12 protein-coding genes and 1 pseudogene are annotated in these 15,636 nt (G+C 48.8%); all 13 read right to left on the reverse strand.

Annotated elements, in window-relative coordinates:
* Positions 1–738 (reverse strand): annotated as a pseudogene (locus FAY32_RS08515) (RNA-guided endonuclease TnpB family protein); the annotation flags it as partial.
* Positions 739–891: 153 nt separating this feature from the next.
* Complete coding sequence (locus tag FAY32_RS08520; RefSeq protein WP_143463011.1) at positions 892–1,155, reverse strand: AbrB/MazE/SpoVT family DNA-binding domain-containing protein; 264 nt, start codon at positions 1,153–1,155, stop codon at positions 892–894.
* A gap of 121 nt (positions 1,156–1,276) precedes the next feature.
* Positions 1,277–1,483 (reverse strand): hypothetical protein, encoded by a 207-nt coding sequence (locus tag FAY32_RS08525; RefSeq protein ID WP_143463012.1) that lies wholly within the window; start codon positions 1,481–1,483, stop codon positions 1,277–1,279.
* A gap of 134 nt (positions 1,484–1,617) precedes the next feature.
* Positions 1,618–1,965, reverse strand: a complete 348-nt coding sequence (locus tag FAY32_RS08530; protein ID WP_143463013.1) for an AzlD domain-containing protein — start codon at positions 1,963–1,965, stop codon at positions 1,618–1,620.
* A gap of 17 nt (positions 1,966–1,982) precedes the next feature.
* Positions 1,983–2,783 (reverse strand): AzlC family ABC transporter permease, encoded by an 801-nt coding sequence (locus FAY32_RS08535; RefSeq protein WP_143463014.1) that lies wholly within the window; start codon positions 2,781–2,783, stop codon positions 1,983–1,985.
* 209 nt (positions 2,784–2,992) lie between these two features.
* Positions 2,993–3,487 (reverse strand): GNAT family N-acetyltransferase, encoded by a 495-nt coding sequence (locus tag FAY32_RS08540; protein WP_143463015.1) that lies wholly within the window; start codon positions 3,485–3,487, stop codon positions 2,993–2,995.
* Between the two features lie 125 nt (positions 3,488–3,612).
* On the reverse strand, positions 3,613–6,774 hold the full coding sequence (locus tag FAY32_RS08545; RefSeq protein ID WP_225428324.1) for a YhgE/Pip domain-containing protein: 3,162 nt from the start codon (positions 6,772–6,774) through the stop codon (positions 3,613–3,615).
* Positions 6,775–7,134: 360 nt separating this feature from the next.
* On the reverse strand, positions 7,135–8,463 hold the full coding sequence (locus FAY32_RS08550) for a serine hydrolase (RefSeq protein WP_143463017.1): 1,329 nt from the start codon (positions 8,461–8,463) through the stop codon (positions 7,135–7,137).
* Positions 8,464–8,992: 529 nt separating this feature from the next.
* Entirely contained in the window at positions 8,993–10,168 is a 1,176-nt protein-coding gene (locus FAY32_RS08555; RefSeq protein ID WP_143463018.1) for a sensor histidine kinase, read from the reverse strand.
* Positions 10,169–10,207: 39 nt separating this feature from the next.
* On the reverse strand, positions 10,208–10,897 hold the full coding sequence (locus FAY32_RS08560) for a response regulator transcription factor (RefSeq protein WP_125575717.1): 690 nt from the start codon (positions 10,895–10,897) through the stop codon (positions 10,208–10,210).
* A gap of 405 nt (positions 10,898–11,302) precedes the next feature.
* Entirely contained in the window at positions 11,303–12,442 is a 1,140-nt protein-coding gene (gene guaB, locus FAY32_RS08565) for an IMP dehydrogenase (RefSeq protein ID WP_143463019.1), read from the reverse strand.
* Between the two features lie 299 nt (positions 12,443–12,741).
* Positions 12,742–14,388 carry a teichoic acid glycosyl transferase gene (locus FAY32_RS08570; protein ID WP_143463020.1) on the reverse strand — a complete coding sequence of 549 codons (1,647 nt, stop codon included), beginning with the start codon at positions 14,386–14,388 and terminating at the stop codon, positions 12,742–12,744.
* Positions 14,389–14,695: 307 nt separating this feature from the next.
* A complete protein-coding gene (locus FAY32_RS08575; RefSeq protein ID WP_143463021.1) occupies positions 14,696–15,439 on the reverse strand; it encodes a hypothetical protein in 744 nt (247 codons plus the stop codon).
* Between the last annotated feature and the right edge of the window lie 197 nt (positions 15,440–15,636).

The raw sequence follows: 15,636 nt of genomic DNA on the forward strand, positions 1-15,636 counted from the left end.
GCTTTGTAACTGTCGTCGTGTCTCTAAGAATTTCATGCGTTTGCGTAAGATCTTCTTGCCATCAAAGAATCGTGTTTTCCCCAGGTAATCATGAACTGTTGCTAAGAAACGCAACCCACGGTCAATGCCGACAATCTTGGACTGGCTTGTTGGCTCAAAATCAGCGACTTCTTTCGTAACGCCAATATGTAAGTACCACTTGCCTTGAGAATGGACTAGCTTGGCTGTCCCAAACTTCCAGCCACTCTGAAAGTATTGTTCAAAGCCTTTGCTAGTAAAGCTCATCTTAGTTCTCTTGCCTAATGTTATGAGTGAAATTTCAGTCATTCCATTGACAAAGGAATAATTACTTTGTCGAACTAAGTCTGCTTGGGGCTTCGAGAAATGGATAGGCTTGAACAGCCAGGTTAGGTCTTTCGGGGTCCGAACCCATTTTTTATCAACATCTTGGTAACGGAAAGGATGTTGTTTTATCTGTTCTAAGACGGTTTTGTAACGAGCGACAACCGTCCTGAAGACGGACTGGATCATTTGACTGTTCAAAGGAGATTCTTGCCGGAACTTTTTATACAGGGCATGATTAATTTTTAAATAGTTCATTGGGAACGCATGGTTAAATACCCATTCACTAACGATGTTGGCTAATCGCTGATACTCTTGGCTCTCCGCCAAAAGCTGAACTGCTCGTATTGAATTAGGATAGAGTCTGATTTTTGCTGTTCGGCCTAATAGCACCATCGTTCACCTCCCCAAAAGGTTGAATTAATTATAGCATGATTTAATCACCCATAAGGGGAACATATGTTTTAAAAAGAGTTAAGCTTTCGCATTCATTCTTTGATTGAAATCAAAGGTTTTCTGCTGAGGTTATATAAAATATATCGCCTTGGCTTACCATGGAAGTTCATTACCTTCTGACTTTCCCCAATCAAGCTCGTGATCTCGTTTTCCATCGTCTTGCCATTCCTTAAATAATTCATGAATATTGGTCGGATTCTTTCTTATTGGTGTTAAAATGATAGATCCATTTTCAATTGTTATTGTCATATCTTGATTATCATCTAAATTCAATTGCTTAATAATCTGGCTTGGAATTCTAACAGCTCTGTCGTTCCCCAATATTGCCAAGCTTGTTTGTTCTTTTATAAGTTCCATATTTTCCTCCTAAATTATTATCTTTAAGCTAAAGATGTCCCATGTAGATACAAGATGCAACTATCATACTCTATTTACTTAAAAAGGCTCTCCCATTTGAATTCTGGGAGAGTCTTTTACTTTAATCGATATTCAATTCCTTCAACGTATCCCGCCACGACAGACTCATCGTGGGTCGCTTTACGACGCGTTCAGTTGGCCGGTTCTCCAGACTAGCTGCCACGACCTGCTTGATGTAGTCCTCGTCGTTGATGCGGTGCAGGCGGGTGTAACTTTCCAACCGTCGTTCTGTTTCCTTATCCAAACGAATCGAAATTGTTTCTGCCATAATAATACAGCCTCTTTTCTGCGGCTAACGATAGGCCCTTTTAGGGAGAAGGTCAATTAAAATGACCGCAAATGACTAGTCACTAAAAAAAGGCCAAGCATCCGCCCAGCCTTTCAACTCATCATTAATTTTAATCACGCAATAAACATCGACAACAGGAACACAGCAATCAATCCCGTAATCACTGAAATCGCCATTGATCGCGTTCTGTAGGCAATGATGACTACCACGACGGCCGCCAACATTTCTGAAAAGTGGTTCAAAATCAGCGCGTAACTAGCACTATCAATGAAGATGTCCTTAACGACTAGTGCCGTAAACAGCGACACCGGCACAAACTTCATCCATTCGTTGAACCATTCAGGAATTGCCCGTTTGGTGAATAACATTAGGGGCAGGAAGCGCGGCACGAAGGCAACGCAAAAGCCCAAAATAATCAACCAAAAGTGTTGCGTACTGTTCCACGTATTAACTGCACTCATATAGCGTCTCCCGTATCCTATTCGTCCGTATTTTCAACTGCCGACTTCTTGGCGCCCGGTCCCCGGAGCTTCCACAGCCAGTGACTGTCGGGTAAATGCTTCCGCAGCGTTGTTTCTAAGTAGAAGCCAATCAACGAAGCAATGATCGTCGAAATAACTAATCCTAACGTACTCTTGGTCAGCATCATACATACCGCCGCCAGCACACCAGAAATTAAGCAGATTACCACCGTCAACCGGTTCTTGATCTGCATCACGATCATGTACAAGAAGAGCGCCGTTAGGGCAAAGTTAACGATTCCCAAGTCGATCTTCAACGTACTCCCAATCAAGCTCCCAACAATGTTGCTGACAGCCCAGAACAGTAAGGAATAGTGTTCCACCATCAAGGCTTCCTTACCCGTCCACTTTTTATCGGTGGCGAATTTTAAGTAGTTAATGGCGTAGTTTTCATCGTTTAAAGACACCGCGAAGATGAACAAAAAGTGGTTGGATTGCCCCTTTAAGTAAGGCGATAAACTCGAACTCAGTAAAGCATACCGTAATTCCAAGAAGAACAGCATCAAAACAATTGAAAGTAATGGGGAATTAATGGTCAACATCGTGGCAATTAAAAATTGTGCCCCACCGGAAAAGATCAAGATCGAAACTAATCCAGTCAGTAAGGTATTGAACCCTGCCGCGTGTAGCAAAATCCCACAAGCCAGCCCGATTGGGATGTAACTCAAATTAAGGGGCATGGCTACCCGCAGTGTAGACCGCCATAAGGGTTCATTCGGGTCCGCCACCTGCTTGGGGTTTGGCCGTCGTTTATTCAAGAATGTTTGCCTCCGTCGAATACTCTGAGATATGAATCAGGTTAACGGGTTTACCCATTAGCCATAAAACCACACGATGATATTTTAACATGTTTCAAGTCATTTTCATATAACAACTCTAATATTTATCAAGCTGTATCCCGGATTTCACCGCGGTTGCTTCCCGCTTTGTGAAAGGCCGCGGTCAATTTTCATACCCGTGCTTTCACTTAGAAATGCTTCCCATACACCTCTAGATCCGCCGTAAAACCGGCCATGTCAGCGATTGCTGGTAAATGGCCCCAGTGTGCATAACCGGCCTTCTCAAACAGGCCGCGACTCGCCCGATTGTGCCCAAAAATTCGCGAAATGATGGTGGTGAGCCCTAATTTCGGCGCTTGCTCATCCACCCAAGCCACTGCCTGGCTCCCCATATGTTGACCCTGTGCTGTATGAGCCAAATAAAGGGCTATTTCGGCCGTATAACGGTAACCTGCACGATCACTGTAAGGTTCTAGCCCCACGTAGCCAACGACCTCACCGGCGCTCTCAATCACCCACAATGGAAAATGGTCATCCGTAAACTCCGCAAACCACGCTTGACGTTGCGCCACCGTGGTTGGTTCCAAATCCGCCGTACTCCCTTTGGTGGCAATGGCCTCATTATAGATTTCAATAATTCGTGGTTGATCTGTAGAAGTTGCTAAACGAAACGTTGCTGCCATCTCAGTTCCTCTTTTCTCTTACTGCGTTCCATTATACGCAAAAATGATGACACCGCTACGACCAATTTTCCTGATTTAGCCAAAAAAAAGCCTGGATTTTCATCCAGACTTCTCGATAATCATTTTTATGAATGAGAGTTTGACGTTGGATCTTCAACCTCTTGTAACTTCTGGTTGTCATCCAACTGTGACTTGCCCATCAAATGCTTCTTCTGCAACCAGACCATCGTTGGCCATAGCAATGCTAACGCCAGAATCGTGAAGAGGGTCAGCATCCAAACAGCTTGTCCAACCTCGCCGCTCATCCCTGATGTAATGGCTTCACGGAATCCGAGGATCGAGTAAGTCATTGGCAAGAATGGGTGCACAACGTTGTAGAAGTGGTTCGTGACTTCCATTGGGAACGTCCCACCGGAACCACCAAGTTGCAACATCAGGAGAACCATGGCGATGAAACGACCAGGGTTGTCCAGTAACATCGACAGGAACATGACGATAAACATCGACGCCTCCGCGAAGAACACGGAAACCAGGATCATTTGACCTGGATTGTCGACCGTCAAGCCACCTAACATCATCAGTACCGGTTCAACAACCCCCATTGCCAGTGCTTCAAAAGCACCAATGGAAACCTTGCTGAGGAACCAGCCCGTTGCAGTCCCGTCTTCACGTGAGACCTTCCGAATTGGGAAGGCAAAGTTGAAGACCAAGGCCCCAACGTAGAGGGCAACGGACAGAACGTATGGTGCTAAGGCATGACCATAGTTTGGCACGTAACTGTAGTTTTCATGCTTCAGCTTCGTTGGTGCGGCAAACATGTCCGCCGTCTTGTTCGTCAATGGTTGGGCGGCCAATTGATCAGCACCACTCTTCAAGGACTTCGCTAAGGTACCGCTCCCGTCCTTCAGTTTGTTGGCGCCATCGACCAATTTACCACTATTGTCGTTCAACTTAGCGGACCCATCAGCCAGCTGGTTAACCCCACTGGTCAAAGTTGGCACACTGTCGTTCAACGTGGTCAAACCAGAGCTCAACTGACTTGCCCCTTGGTTCAACTTGTTCGAGTTGCTGGTCAACTTGTTGCCGGCAGCCGTCAACTTAAGCGTGTTGGCATTTAATTGTGAACCAGCAGCAGAGAGTTTTCCTGAACTAGACGTTAACTTCGACCCAGCAGCGTTCAGCTTACCCGTGTTGGCGTTCAGCTTGTTCACCCCAGCAGCGGCCGTTTGTAACCCACTATCCAGCGTTGTCACACCACCAGCAACTTGCTTAGAACCGCTCTTCAAGGCAGCACCGTTCTTAGCCAATTCAGCAGTCCCGTTCAGAATTTGGGTAACCCCATTCGTCAACGTTGGGACTTGGCTGTTCAGTGTGTTCAAGCCGTTCTTCAAGGTCGTGGAACCGGCGAAGGCTTGGTCGACACCAGACGTGTACGCCTTAACCCCGTTAGCTAACGTGTTCACACCAGACGTTAAGGTCGTGGAACCACCGTTGACTTGGGCGTTAAGCGATTGTACACCCTGAGCAAATGCGGATAATTGACCAATTGTGCTTCCTAAATCTGTACTTGATAATTCTGTCATCACTTGCGTTAAACCAGCAGAAACTTGACTAGTTGCTTGAGCAACACCAGCCGTTAATGCTACCAATTGTGCGCTAGCCTTGGTCGATTCAACGGTTTTGGTCGTGGTCGTATTCGTTGCATTAGAGGTTCCAGTTGACACACTATCCGCAGCTTTTTTAGCTGCAGCTGCATCATTAACCATCTGACCTGCTAATGAAGCAACTTCCGAACTATTGTCTTCTTTACCAGTAGCTGCCTTTAACGCAGCTGCCGTTGCAACCGCGGTATTCGCAGCACTCTTCGCCGCAGCAGCACCGTTATCAGAAGAACCATTACCGTTAGTCGTACTTTGACTAGAAACTGTGTTTGCTTGCGGTTGTGCCTGATTTTCTTGCTGTGCCAATGCGGCTGCTTTTTGCGCATATGTGTCTGCCGCCTTTGCACCTGCATCGATTTTACCCAATCCAGCCGCTAAGTTAGTTAATTGTGCCGTAGCACTTGGATTGTTGGCATCACCATTAATCTTAGCTAATACTTGATCAGCAGCAGTTCCCAATTGACTAACACCATCTGACAAGCTCTGTGCTTGTACCGCTAAGGTGTTGGCACCGGAAGCTAGGTCAGTCGAATTGCCACTTAAAGTCGACAACCCAGAATTCAATGAAGAACTCCCGTCGTACAACTGAGAAACACCACTAGCCAGTGAAGTTGCCCCACTACCTAACTTCTGGACACCAGTGTTCAACGTGTAGACCCCGTCGACGTACTTGTAGACACCAGAGTTCAATGAGTTGGCCCCATTAGCGAGCTTCTTGGTCCCAGCCGTCAGTTGTGGCATCCCAGCACTTAACTGGCTAACACCACTTGTGAATTGGTTGACCCCACTGACATATTGGCCAGTTCCACTCGTGTACTGGTTAACCCCAGCAGTATATTGACCGACACCAGACGTGTACTGGTTAACCCCAGTTGCGTACTGGCCGACCCCTGCCGTGTAGGTGCTTAACCCACTTTGCAGGGTCTTCGAACCAGACGACAACTTTTGAATCCCGGTTGCCAAAGGCGTCACGGAAGTCTTCATTTGTTGTAGACCATTGTTCAAGGTCTTGACCCCAGTCGTGTAGGTGTTCAGGCCGTCAGTCAACGTGACCGTCCCATCCTTCAACTGGTTCGACCCCTTGGCCGCCTTGTTCATCCCTTTACCAACCGCATAGATCTGCTTAAAGGTTGCTTGGGCGTATGCCTTCGTCACCTTAGCTCGAATCTGGCTATTCAGCTGGTCTGAACCAACATCACTCATTACTTTTGCGATGTAGTTCGCCGATGCGTTAGTTTTATACGTAAAGGTCATTTTCTTGGGGTGCTTGTCCAAGGCCGTTGCTGCATTGGCCGAGAAGTTCTTCGGAATCGTGATGACCGTGTAATACTTGTGGTCTTTCAATCCCTGCGCTGCCGTCTTGGCAGAAACGAACCGCCAACCCAATTGATGATTTTTCTTCAAATTGGTGATGGTCTGATCCCCAACATTTAACGTTTGCCCTTGGTAGGTCACAGGTTTATCCTGATTGACCACCGCCACGGGTAACTTTCCAGTCTCGCCATATGGATCCCAGACTGACTTCAGAAAGAAGATACTGTAGAGAAATGGAATAAACATAATGGCCAAGACGGAGATTAAAATCAACCGGTTGTGCCGAATGTATTTCCATTCACCTTTTACCATGTTCACGAATGCCAACTCCCTTTATCCTCAAAATATCCTTAAAAATGCATGTCTTAGGCTAATATTAAAGGTATCTTCGCACATTAATACTTGACTTGTCAAAACAATAACACGCCATAGACAATTTTTAGAAAGCGGCACCAGCCTTGTCCCACATGCATTTAGAGCACTTTGAAATTTATTTTTAAATTTTATTACTTATCAAGTTCAACTCATGTTCTGATGATATGTCCTAGTATAGCGGCGAGGTCCGCACTTTACTTTGATTGAAATCAAGTTGGGGTGTCACTTTCTACTATTATATTTGCGCACAGAAAAAGAGCCACTGCCCACTAACGGTCAGTGACTCCCAACTTCACTTTAGAATAACGAAACAATTGCACGCCACATCCGCACGAAGATGTTGGCCTTTTCAACGGCTTTGGTCACCTTAACGGGCACCTTGGTCGTCTTGGTGTTCCCCAAGAAGCCCAGTTGATCGCCCTTCAATGAAATATTGGCGGTCCCAACTTCCGCATTCTTGGCAACTGGTGCCTCTAGCGCTTTGTTCTTAGTCAGCTTCGACTTCAACGTGGTCGTTGCGGAAATGTTGCTGGCAATTTGATCATCACGAATCCACAATTTAACGCCATCTGACAAGACCGTCTTGGCCGTCTTTTCCTTGGCGTCGTTGGTTTTCACACTCTTCGCGCCCTTAACTTGGTCGCCGGCCTTGTAGCTCACCGTCTTAAAGTTGTTGTAAACGTAAGACATCATCTTCTGGGTCTGTTGGAACCGAGAAGCGTCGGTCTCTGACTTGTGGGCCGCGTGAAGCACGACCGTCACAATTCGGTTGCCGTCATTGTTGGCGGTCCCGGTAAAGTTAGCCCCGGCCGCTTTGGACGTTCCCGTCTTCAGACCGTCAACGTGGAGTTTGGCATAAGAAGCGGTCAGCCCCTTCAGCATCCAATTCCAGTTTTCCATCTTCGTGGCATCCTGCGTGCCCTTTTCAAACCACATCTTAGCGATCTTCGTGGTTTGCAGCACTTCCGGATACTTCTTCAACAACGCAACCGTCAACGTCGCTTGGTCGGCTGCGGACCATTCGTTTTCAGCAGAACCCTTGACGTTGCTGTACCCGAGATTCCCGACCTGCTTATTGGTCAGGCCACAAGCGTTGTAAATTTTAACGTCGGTCATGCCCAACTTCTTCGCCTGCGCCTTCATCTGATCGACAAAGGCATGCGGCGTACCAGCAACTGCGACTCCCAGCGCTTCAATGGCGCCGTTAGCTGAATAGATCAAGGATGCTTGGTACAACGACTTGACCGTATACTTGTGACCGGCCCGCAATGGGACGTTCGACAGGTTCGTGTCCTTGGCCACTTTCGCAATGTCCTTGTTGATGGTAATCTTTTGGTCCCACTTGAGCTTACCGCTGTGTACGGCATCCAGGACCAGGTAGATGGATAACAATTTTGTCATCGAAGCGACTGGTAATGCTTGGTCACTGTTCTTGCTGTATAGAATCTGACCGGTCTGGGCGTCAACGGCGATTCCCGCCTTCGCCTTTAGGTTGACCGTGGTGCTGGTGCTCTTGGTGCTGGCCGCGTGCGCCGTCATGGTTGGCGTCACTGCCGTACTCAGGCCACCGGCAAACAGCGTGACCGCCGTCACCAGGCCCATCACAACTTGCTTTAAACGTTTCATTCTCGAAAACTCCTCTATCTTACGTAGTACCGGCGAACCGGTGCTTGTTACCAAATTATCGTCGCTACGTCTCCCCAGCGACCAACTTGAATGCAGTTGTTCTAATCAGTTTTTTTTGCTAATCTCAGTTTTTTTTGCTAATCAACTAAGGGTTGAAAGTTCCAAAGTACAGCTCATGCCTGTTCTACCAACAACAGTTGCTCTAAAAGTAGGCAACACAGTGATTAAGTCGCCTTACCGGCCGGCAGCTGGTGTCGTGATAAAACCCAATCAGTGCCGGAGGAGGCCAGGGATGGAGCCAGCCGTGAAAGTGGTGTTAGCTGGCGCCTTTTCAGCCAGCTTACAGCACGGGCGACTTTGAAGACACGTGGTTTTCGTGGCTTCAAATCGAGCGAGAAGACTGGTGTTCTGCCAGGCTGAAGCGTCCCCACAGCAGGCGGAATCCCTGGCAGCCGGAGTGCGCCCAATTTAGCTTAATTTAACGGTGCAACTGCTTATCCATACTGAGATTTTATCTTTCAGCCTCTAGCTAATCGAGACTTCCTGGTGCCTTCAAGCGTTGGGGAATCTGTAACGGGGCATCGTGTTTGACCGGCAAATGGATCACAAAGCTGGTCAGCGCATCGTCGGATTCCACGTAAATGTACCCGCCGTGGAGCGCCACAATGCTCTGGGCAATGGCTAAGCCTAGACCCGTGCCACCAGTTTCCTTGGAACGCGATTCCTCAACCCGGTAGAACCGTTCGAAGATCATCGACAAAGACTCTTTCGGAATCTTCGGGCCATCGTTGGTCACGCGAACCTCTAATTCGGCATCGCTGATCTGTTTGGCATTTAAATTAATGTGCTTCCCGCCATCCCCGTACTTCAACGCATTGGAAACTAAATTGTTAAATACTCGGACTAATTTTTCCGGATCAGCCTCCATCATCAATATCGCCGGGGTGCTGCTGGCGCCAATCGTCATGCCCTTCTTCTGACCTTCCAGCTCGAAGCTGGCCGCCAATTGTTCCAACATCGCTGCCAGATCAATATTCGTCAGGCTCAACGGCGTATCCGTTTGCCGCACCTTCGTGTATTCAAAGAGATCGTCAACCAACGATTTCATCTGTTTTGATTTCAGAAAGGCCGTGTGCGTGTATTTCAACAGGTCATCCGTCGAGTGGTACTGCTTATCTTCAATCAAGCCTAAATAACCAATGATCGAGGTCAGTGGCGTGCGGATATCGTGACTAACGTTGGTAATCAGTTCGTCTTTCGACTTCTCAATTGCCCGCTCCTCATCCATCGAATGAATGACGGAATCGACCAGCGCGTTGACCGAATCGACCACCCGTTGGACGTCCCCACTGACCCGAAACGGAATCCGATGGTCAAAGTGGCCATTCGCAATGTAGTGCAATTCTTCAATGATATGGTGCAGCTGCATTTGCCGGTAACGCCGAATCAGTCGCCACCAGACGACCAATGCATCACCGATCACCATCAGGCCAATGAAGAGGTTTTCCCAACTCCACAGTTGAAAGTGATTGGGGCCGAACACGACGGACCGTTTGATAATGAAAATCCCATCCCGCAATCCGGGGTTACTCTCAATGGCCTGAATGATCAGGACCAGTAACGCCAAATTTAACATAAATAGCAGGATGACGGTCACAACGCCTTCCATGAACAGCGCGCTCTTCTCACGCGTGGTTAACTTCATCTTGCGGCCCCCCAGCAACGCGTAAACTTACGACTTTGATTAGTGCGATTCAATCTTGTACCCCACACCCCAAACGGTTTGAATCACTTTCTCACCGTTCGTGGCATCTTCAATCTTGTCCCGCAAATGACTCACGTGGACCATGACGGTCTTGGCAGAAACGATACTCTCCTGGCGCCAAACACGTTCAAAAATCTCATCAGCGGAGAAGACCCGGTTAGGATGGCTCGCCAACAAATAGAGAATCCCAAATTCCAACGCTGTCAGTGACACCGTCTTGCCGGCGATCGTCTTGACTTCGTGAGAATCCTTGTTGATGGTCAACGTACCGATATCCAAGATGTCAGGGCTATCATCGGTCACTTGGTCTTGGCTCCGCCGTAGCAGCGACTTGACCCGGGCCATCACCTCTAAGGGATTGAATGGCTTGGTCACATAATCATCGGCACCGGTGATCAGGCCCTGAATCTTATCCATGTCCCCCGTCTTTGCGGACAGAATCAAGATTGGAATCTGAGAATCCTTCCGCACTTCCTTCACAACTTCGATTCCGCTCATTTCTGGCATCATAATGTCCAAAATCATCAAGGCGATATCAGGCGTGGTGTGCAGTTTGGTCAGCGCCTCCTTACCGTTGTAGGCGGTTAAGGGTTCGTAACCTTCGTTTTTAATGTAGATTTCAAGTAATTGGGCAATTTCTTTATCATCATCGACAACTAAAATTTTCATATTGCGCTAATCTCCTTTGCCAGCTAGGCAATTCCACTAGCCGTCTTCCCCGTGGGTTTAATTCCATTCTAACAAATAACCCTGGCGGTGCGGCCGGAAAACCCGAACCTTTAGTCGGGCGTAAGGCACTTTACCATTCCTTAATTTTACACTATTTATTCCCGTCTAGCCAACCTCAAGTTTAACGGGGACTTAAGGCGAAATGAGGCGTTTACGGTGAAAAATGAACTACCTGTCTCATCTCAGTATTGGTCAGGATTCACATGGCCAGTACTTTGATGTCGGATCCTCCATACCATCAATATTTGTATAAAGCCAACGAGAGATAAGTAGTGCCTGATGCTTATCCATTTTTTTCAAAAAAAAGCCGACCCAGAAATAACTTCTGCATCGGCCAATCATTATTTATTTGTAGTTAGGTGCTGCCTTGGTGATTTGCACATCATGTGGATGGGATTCGATCAACCCGGCATTGGAAATCCGAACAAACTGCGCGTTGTCGATCAGGTTCTGAATCGTGGCGCTCCCCGTGTACCCCATTCCGGAACGCAGACCACCGACCATTTGGAAAATGATGTCGTTGACGCTACCCTTGTAGGCCACACGTGCTTCAATTCCTTCTGGCACGAGCTTGTCGGCTTCGTTAACGCCGCCTTGGAAGTAACGGTCAGCTGAACCGTGAGACATGGCAGCCAAGCTCCCCATCCCCCGGTACGTCTTATACTTCTTGCCGTCTTCTTCGATGATGTCGCCAGGCGCTTCATCGGTGCCGGAGAACATTGACCCAAACATCACGGCGTTCCCTCCAGCGGCAATCGCCTTCACGATGTCACCGGAGTACTTCATCCCACCGTCAGCGATGATGGGCTTGCCAAATTCACGCGCCACCTTCGCGGCGTCATAGATGGCCGTCAACTGGGGCACACCGACACCGGCAACCACCCGCGTCGTGCAGATAGAACCAGGGCCGATACCCACTTTAACCACGTCAACGCCGGCTTCAAACAGTGCCCGTGTGCCTTCACCAGTCGCAACGTTACCAGCGATCAGCGTCGCATCCGGTAATTGTTCGCGAATCTGGGCAACCTTCCGCAGCACCCCAGCGGAGTGGCCGTGCGCCGTATCAATGATAATGGCGTCGGCACCCGCATCCAGTAAGGCGTGGGCCCGGTCAAAGGTGTCAGAAGTTACCCCAACGGCTGCGGCGACTAACAAGTGATTGTTGTCGTCCACAGCAGCGTGAGGATACTGGTCGGCATCATTTTCGATGGCCTTCACGTCAGCGACCATTTGGGCTTGGTCCGTGGCACTCATGTTCTTGTGGATGACCCCCAGGCCCCCGTTACGGGCCATGGCAGTCGCCATCTTCGTTTCCGTAACGGTATCCATGGAAGCACTTAAAAATGGAACGTTCAACTTCAAATTTGGCGCTAATTGGGTACTCAGATCGACTTCATTCGGCAAAACGTGGCTTTCGGCTGGTATTAGCAAAACATCATCAAAAGTAAATCCTTCTTTAGCAAACTTCGTGTCCCAATTAGACATAGTTGATATCGCTCCTCTTATTTTTCAGTCTCAGGCTCGGCTAGGAATCCTGGGAGATATTGTTTCTTAATTTACCAGTCTAGGCCACTTTGGTCAAGGGTTCTCATCAAACTATAACGGTATATTGAAAATAGTTGGTGTTACCTGTCTACTGCTGAACGGCCAATTTTGGTCTAAAATCAGGCGCCTTAACTGCCGGTTGCTCGGCTGGTCACCTCTAAATTCGCTAACGGTGGATTGCCGTCTTGCCGTTCGCTAAATTTATTACCTGGCGTCAGAAATCACTGGCGGCCACCGTCCTACGCTTTTTTCTGAAACAACCAATAGGTGACGTTGGTACCCTCAAAGAGTTGGGTGTGGTACGCGATAGCCCGATAGCTATGGTCCAGCGTCTTGGCTAGCTTGGCCGTACCCGGATTCAGATTGCCACTAGTGATTCGACCACTGCCACCCTGCCACTGTTTGATCGATTTGCCAGCTGGCGTGTTGAGGACGACCCATTCGACCTGGTGATGCTTGATTACGTTGGTTTGATCACGTAAAATCTGTGGATCGGCCGACTGTGAAATGTTGTAATTTTGAAAATAGTACGTCGACGGCACCGCGCCCGAAGTGGTGTAGAAGCCCATGTCGATCGACCCATAGTTTAACAGCGTCAGTTTTTGGCCAACCGGCGTACGTTGCCGCATCAACTGGCCAAAGACGACCTGGGCGGGTTGCTGTGGCTTGGTGGTTGCCTCTTCCGTAATGGCCGTGTTGTTCGGAAAGACCCGCGAGTCGGTCACGTTATTGTTGACCCCCAGAACCAAGAACAGGCTCAGCGCTAACGTCCCCAGAATAGCAAACGGTTCATCCCCATTTGGCAACGGTACCCGCTTGAAGAATACCTGGCCAAAGTAGATCAGTGGGAGCACGAAGAAGGCAAAATAAATCAATTCATAATACTGATAGACCGCGTCCGCTTGATACCCATACAGCGCCAAAAGTGCACTCATCAGGCCAACCGCCACGTAGAGTCCCCGGGTAAAGTGGTGATGGAAGACTGCCGGCTGAAATAAAATTGCCAGCGTGCCCAAGACGCCCAAGAGGAAGAACAGGATGTTACCCAGGTAAAATTGAGCCAAAATCGAGGTCGACTGAATCAAGTTGGCGAAGAAGGCGACCGACGACGTGAGGTAGACGTGCGTGTTGAACAGAAAGTAGACCTTAATGAATGCGCCGAGAGATTTAGTCAGTAAGAAATACACCAGCCACGGCCCCGTTGTCACCACGAAACCCGCCGCGCTCCAGCCAACCAATTTGCCCAGATCCCGCCACCGCTTGTGCACCAGAAAGTACGTCCCCATGGCCAGATAGAACATGATCCAGGCCCCCAGCAGCGTGTACTTCGACAACAGGACCACACCGACCAGTGCTCCCTGCGCAAAGTACCACCAGTGATTGGCGTGGAAATTGTGCCGGTCCAGCAATACCAATAAATAGATCAGCGAGAGCAAGAATGGCAGTGTGAAAAATTCGACCGTATCGCCATAATCGTAGTACGGGTGATACAGAAACAACATGGGCGACAATAGCGCCACCAAAAATGCCGGTAGGGGCGCTAATCGCAACAGTTTCCCCAAACGATACGTCAGGTACATCGCCGCGACCAGTGTGAGCACCTCGTAGCCAAAGACCAGAATAAAGCTCCGTGACGACACCAGGTACGCCAAGCCATGCAAGAAGTAGACGTAAGGCCCCTTCTGCTCAAAGATATCCTTATAGGGCACGATGCCGTTCATCATCGCCTTCCCCACCGTAAAGAACGCGTTGTTGTCCGGCGAATCGTCCACGTAAAAGGCGGGTGACGTGTACGAACAAAACAGCATGATGAACGTCCCAACAATGGTCAGTAACGCGAGATGCTGGGCGTCACGGCTCCGTAATTTTTGGCCTAATCCTCTCATCGGTGTGCCTCCTTAATTTGTTTCGTAAACAATCAATCTGTGGGGATAAGAAAAGACGTGGTCCCCGCCACGTCTTTTCCAATACTGATTTTCGTAAAATTCATCACCGGTCGGCGCTAAATTCCACGCTGAGAAACGACCACAAGCCCCCGCATCCAGCAGGTTTTGTGGCTCATTTCCAACTCACTATTGCAACGCCAAGCGCAGCCATCGCCACTTCAAGAATTAACTTGGCGTTTGGTTTTCACGAATCGAAAACAGGCTATCCATCCCTAATTCAACGTTTTCGCTTCGTCACGATTGCTCCCTATTTCTTGTAAATGGTGTAGCGAACCGTGTAAGTCTTGTAGCCCTTTTCAGCTACGGCAAACTTGAAGTAAGTTGCTTTCTTGGCAGCTAACTTGTCGGCTTCCTTCTTGGTTAACTTGACCGTGAAACGCCCGGTCTTCTTAACTTTGAACGTCAAAACCTTCTTGCCCTTGTTCGTCAACAAGGTCACCACGGCGCCCTTACGCCCCTTCTGGAACAAGAGGGTGCGGCTGTAACGAGCATAGTGCTTGCGGCCACGGAGTCGCTTGGAAGCAGCTAATTTCTTGGCTGGCTTCTTAGCTGGTTTCGTTGGCTTAGTTGGCTTCACCGGCGTCGTTGGCTTGTTAGGTTTCGTTGGCTTTGACGTCGCCGTTGACGTTGCGGTCGAGCTAGCCGTACTGCTGTTAGTCGTGTCAGTGACGGCACCACCATTGTCAGTCGTCGTGCCAGCTCCGGTATCGGTTGCTGGCGTGCTAGTGGCGGTAGAGTCCGCAGAACTGCTGGAACTCGTTGTCCCGGTTGCTGGCGCTGTCCGGCCACCGTTTTCAGCAACGGTCGCAGAACTACTGCCAGCTGGGGCGACAGAACTCTTGGTTGAGTCGACCACGGCGCTGACGGTACCACTGCCGCTACCACTCAAGGCGTTGGCGTTACCCCCGTCAGCGTTCGCCGAAGTCGCAATGACGCCGGCCGTTGACAGTGCAGCGACTAACCCTAAAACATACCCAAAAACTCGTTTCATACAAAATCCTCCCCACAGATCATGATAGTTTTTCGTCAAGCTAGTCACCAACTTGACTACTTGCTGGCATCATAGGTCCGCGGGAAATCCGGGTCAAGACGGCCCTTTTCATAATTAAGTTAATTTTTGGAAAGCACTAGTTGCATAATCATTTTCTGTACACGGCTAGAGAACATATGAACTCTCGGGTTGGTCGC

It is taken from the genome of Levilactobacillus enshiensis, from assembly GCF_007115095.1.
Lineage (GTDB): Bacteria > Bacillota > Bacilli > Lactobacillales > Lactobacillaceae > Levilactobacillus > Levilactobacillus enshiensis.

What these genes read in the sequence shown, in the direction of transcription:
- FAY32_RS08520 (WP_143463011.1), bottom strand. Translation starts at nt 1,155, where the DNA reads ATGGAACTTATAAAAGAACAAACAAGCTTGGCAATATTGGGGAACGAC.
- FAY32_RS08525 (WP_143463012.1), bottom strand. Translation starts at nt 1,483, where the DNA reads ATGGCAGAAACAATTTCGATTCGTTTGGATAAGGAAACAGAACGACGG.
- FAY32_RS08530 (WP_143463013.1), bottom strand. Translation starts at nt 1,965, where the DNA reads ATGAGTGCAGTTAATACGTGGAACAGTACGCAACACTTTTGGTTGATT.
- FAY32_RS08540 (WP_143463015.1), bottom strand. Translation starts at nt 3,487, where the DNA reads ATGGCAGCAACGTTTCGTTTAGCAACTTCTACAGATCAACCACGAATT.
- FAY32_RS08545 (WP_225428324.1), bottom strand. Translation starts at nt 6,774, where the DNA reads ATGGTAAAAGGTGAATGGAAATACATTCGGCACAACCGGTTGATTTTA.
- FAY32_RS08550 (WP_143463017.1), bottom strand. Translation starts at nt 8,463, where the DNA reads ATGAAACGTTTAAAGCAAGTTGTGATGGGCCTGGTGACGGCGGTCACG.
- FAY32_RS08555 (WP_143463018.1), bottom strand. Translation starts at nt 10,168, where the DNA reads ATGAAGTTAACCACGCGTGAGAAGAGCGCGCTGTTCATGGAAGGCGTT.
- FAY32_RS08560 (WP_125575717.1), bottom strand. Translation starts at nt 10,897, where the DNA reads ATGAAAATTTTAGTTGTCGATGATGATAAAGAAATTGCCCAATTACTT.
- guaB (WP_143463019.1), bottom strand. Translation starts at nt 12,442, where the DNA reads ATGTCTAATTGGGACACGAAGTTTGCTAAAGAAGGATTTACTTTTGAT.
- FAY32_RS08570 (WP_143463020.1), bottom strand. Translation starts at nt 14,388, where the DNA reads ATGAGAGGATTAGGCCAAAAATTACGGAGCCGTGACGCCCAGCATCTC.
- FAY32_RS08575 (WP_143463021.1), bottom strand. Translation starts at nt 15,439, where the DNA reads ATGAAACGAGTTTTTGGGTATGTTTTAGGGTTAGTCGCTGCACTGTCA.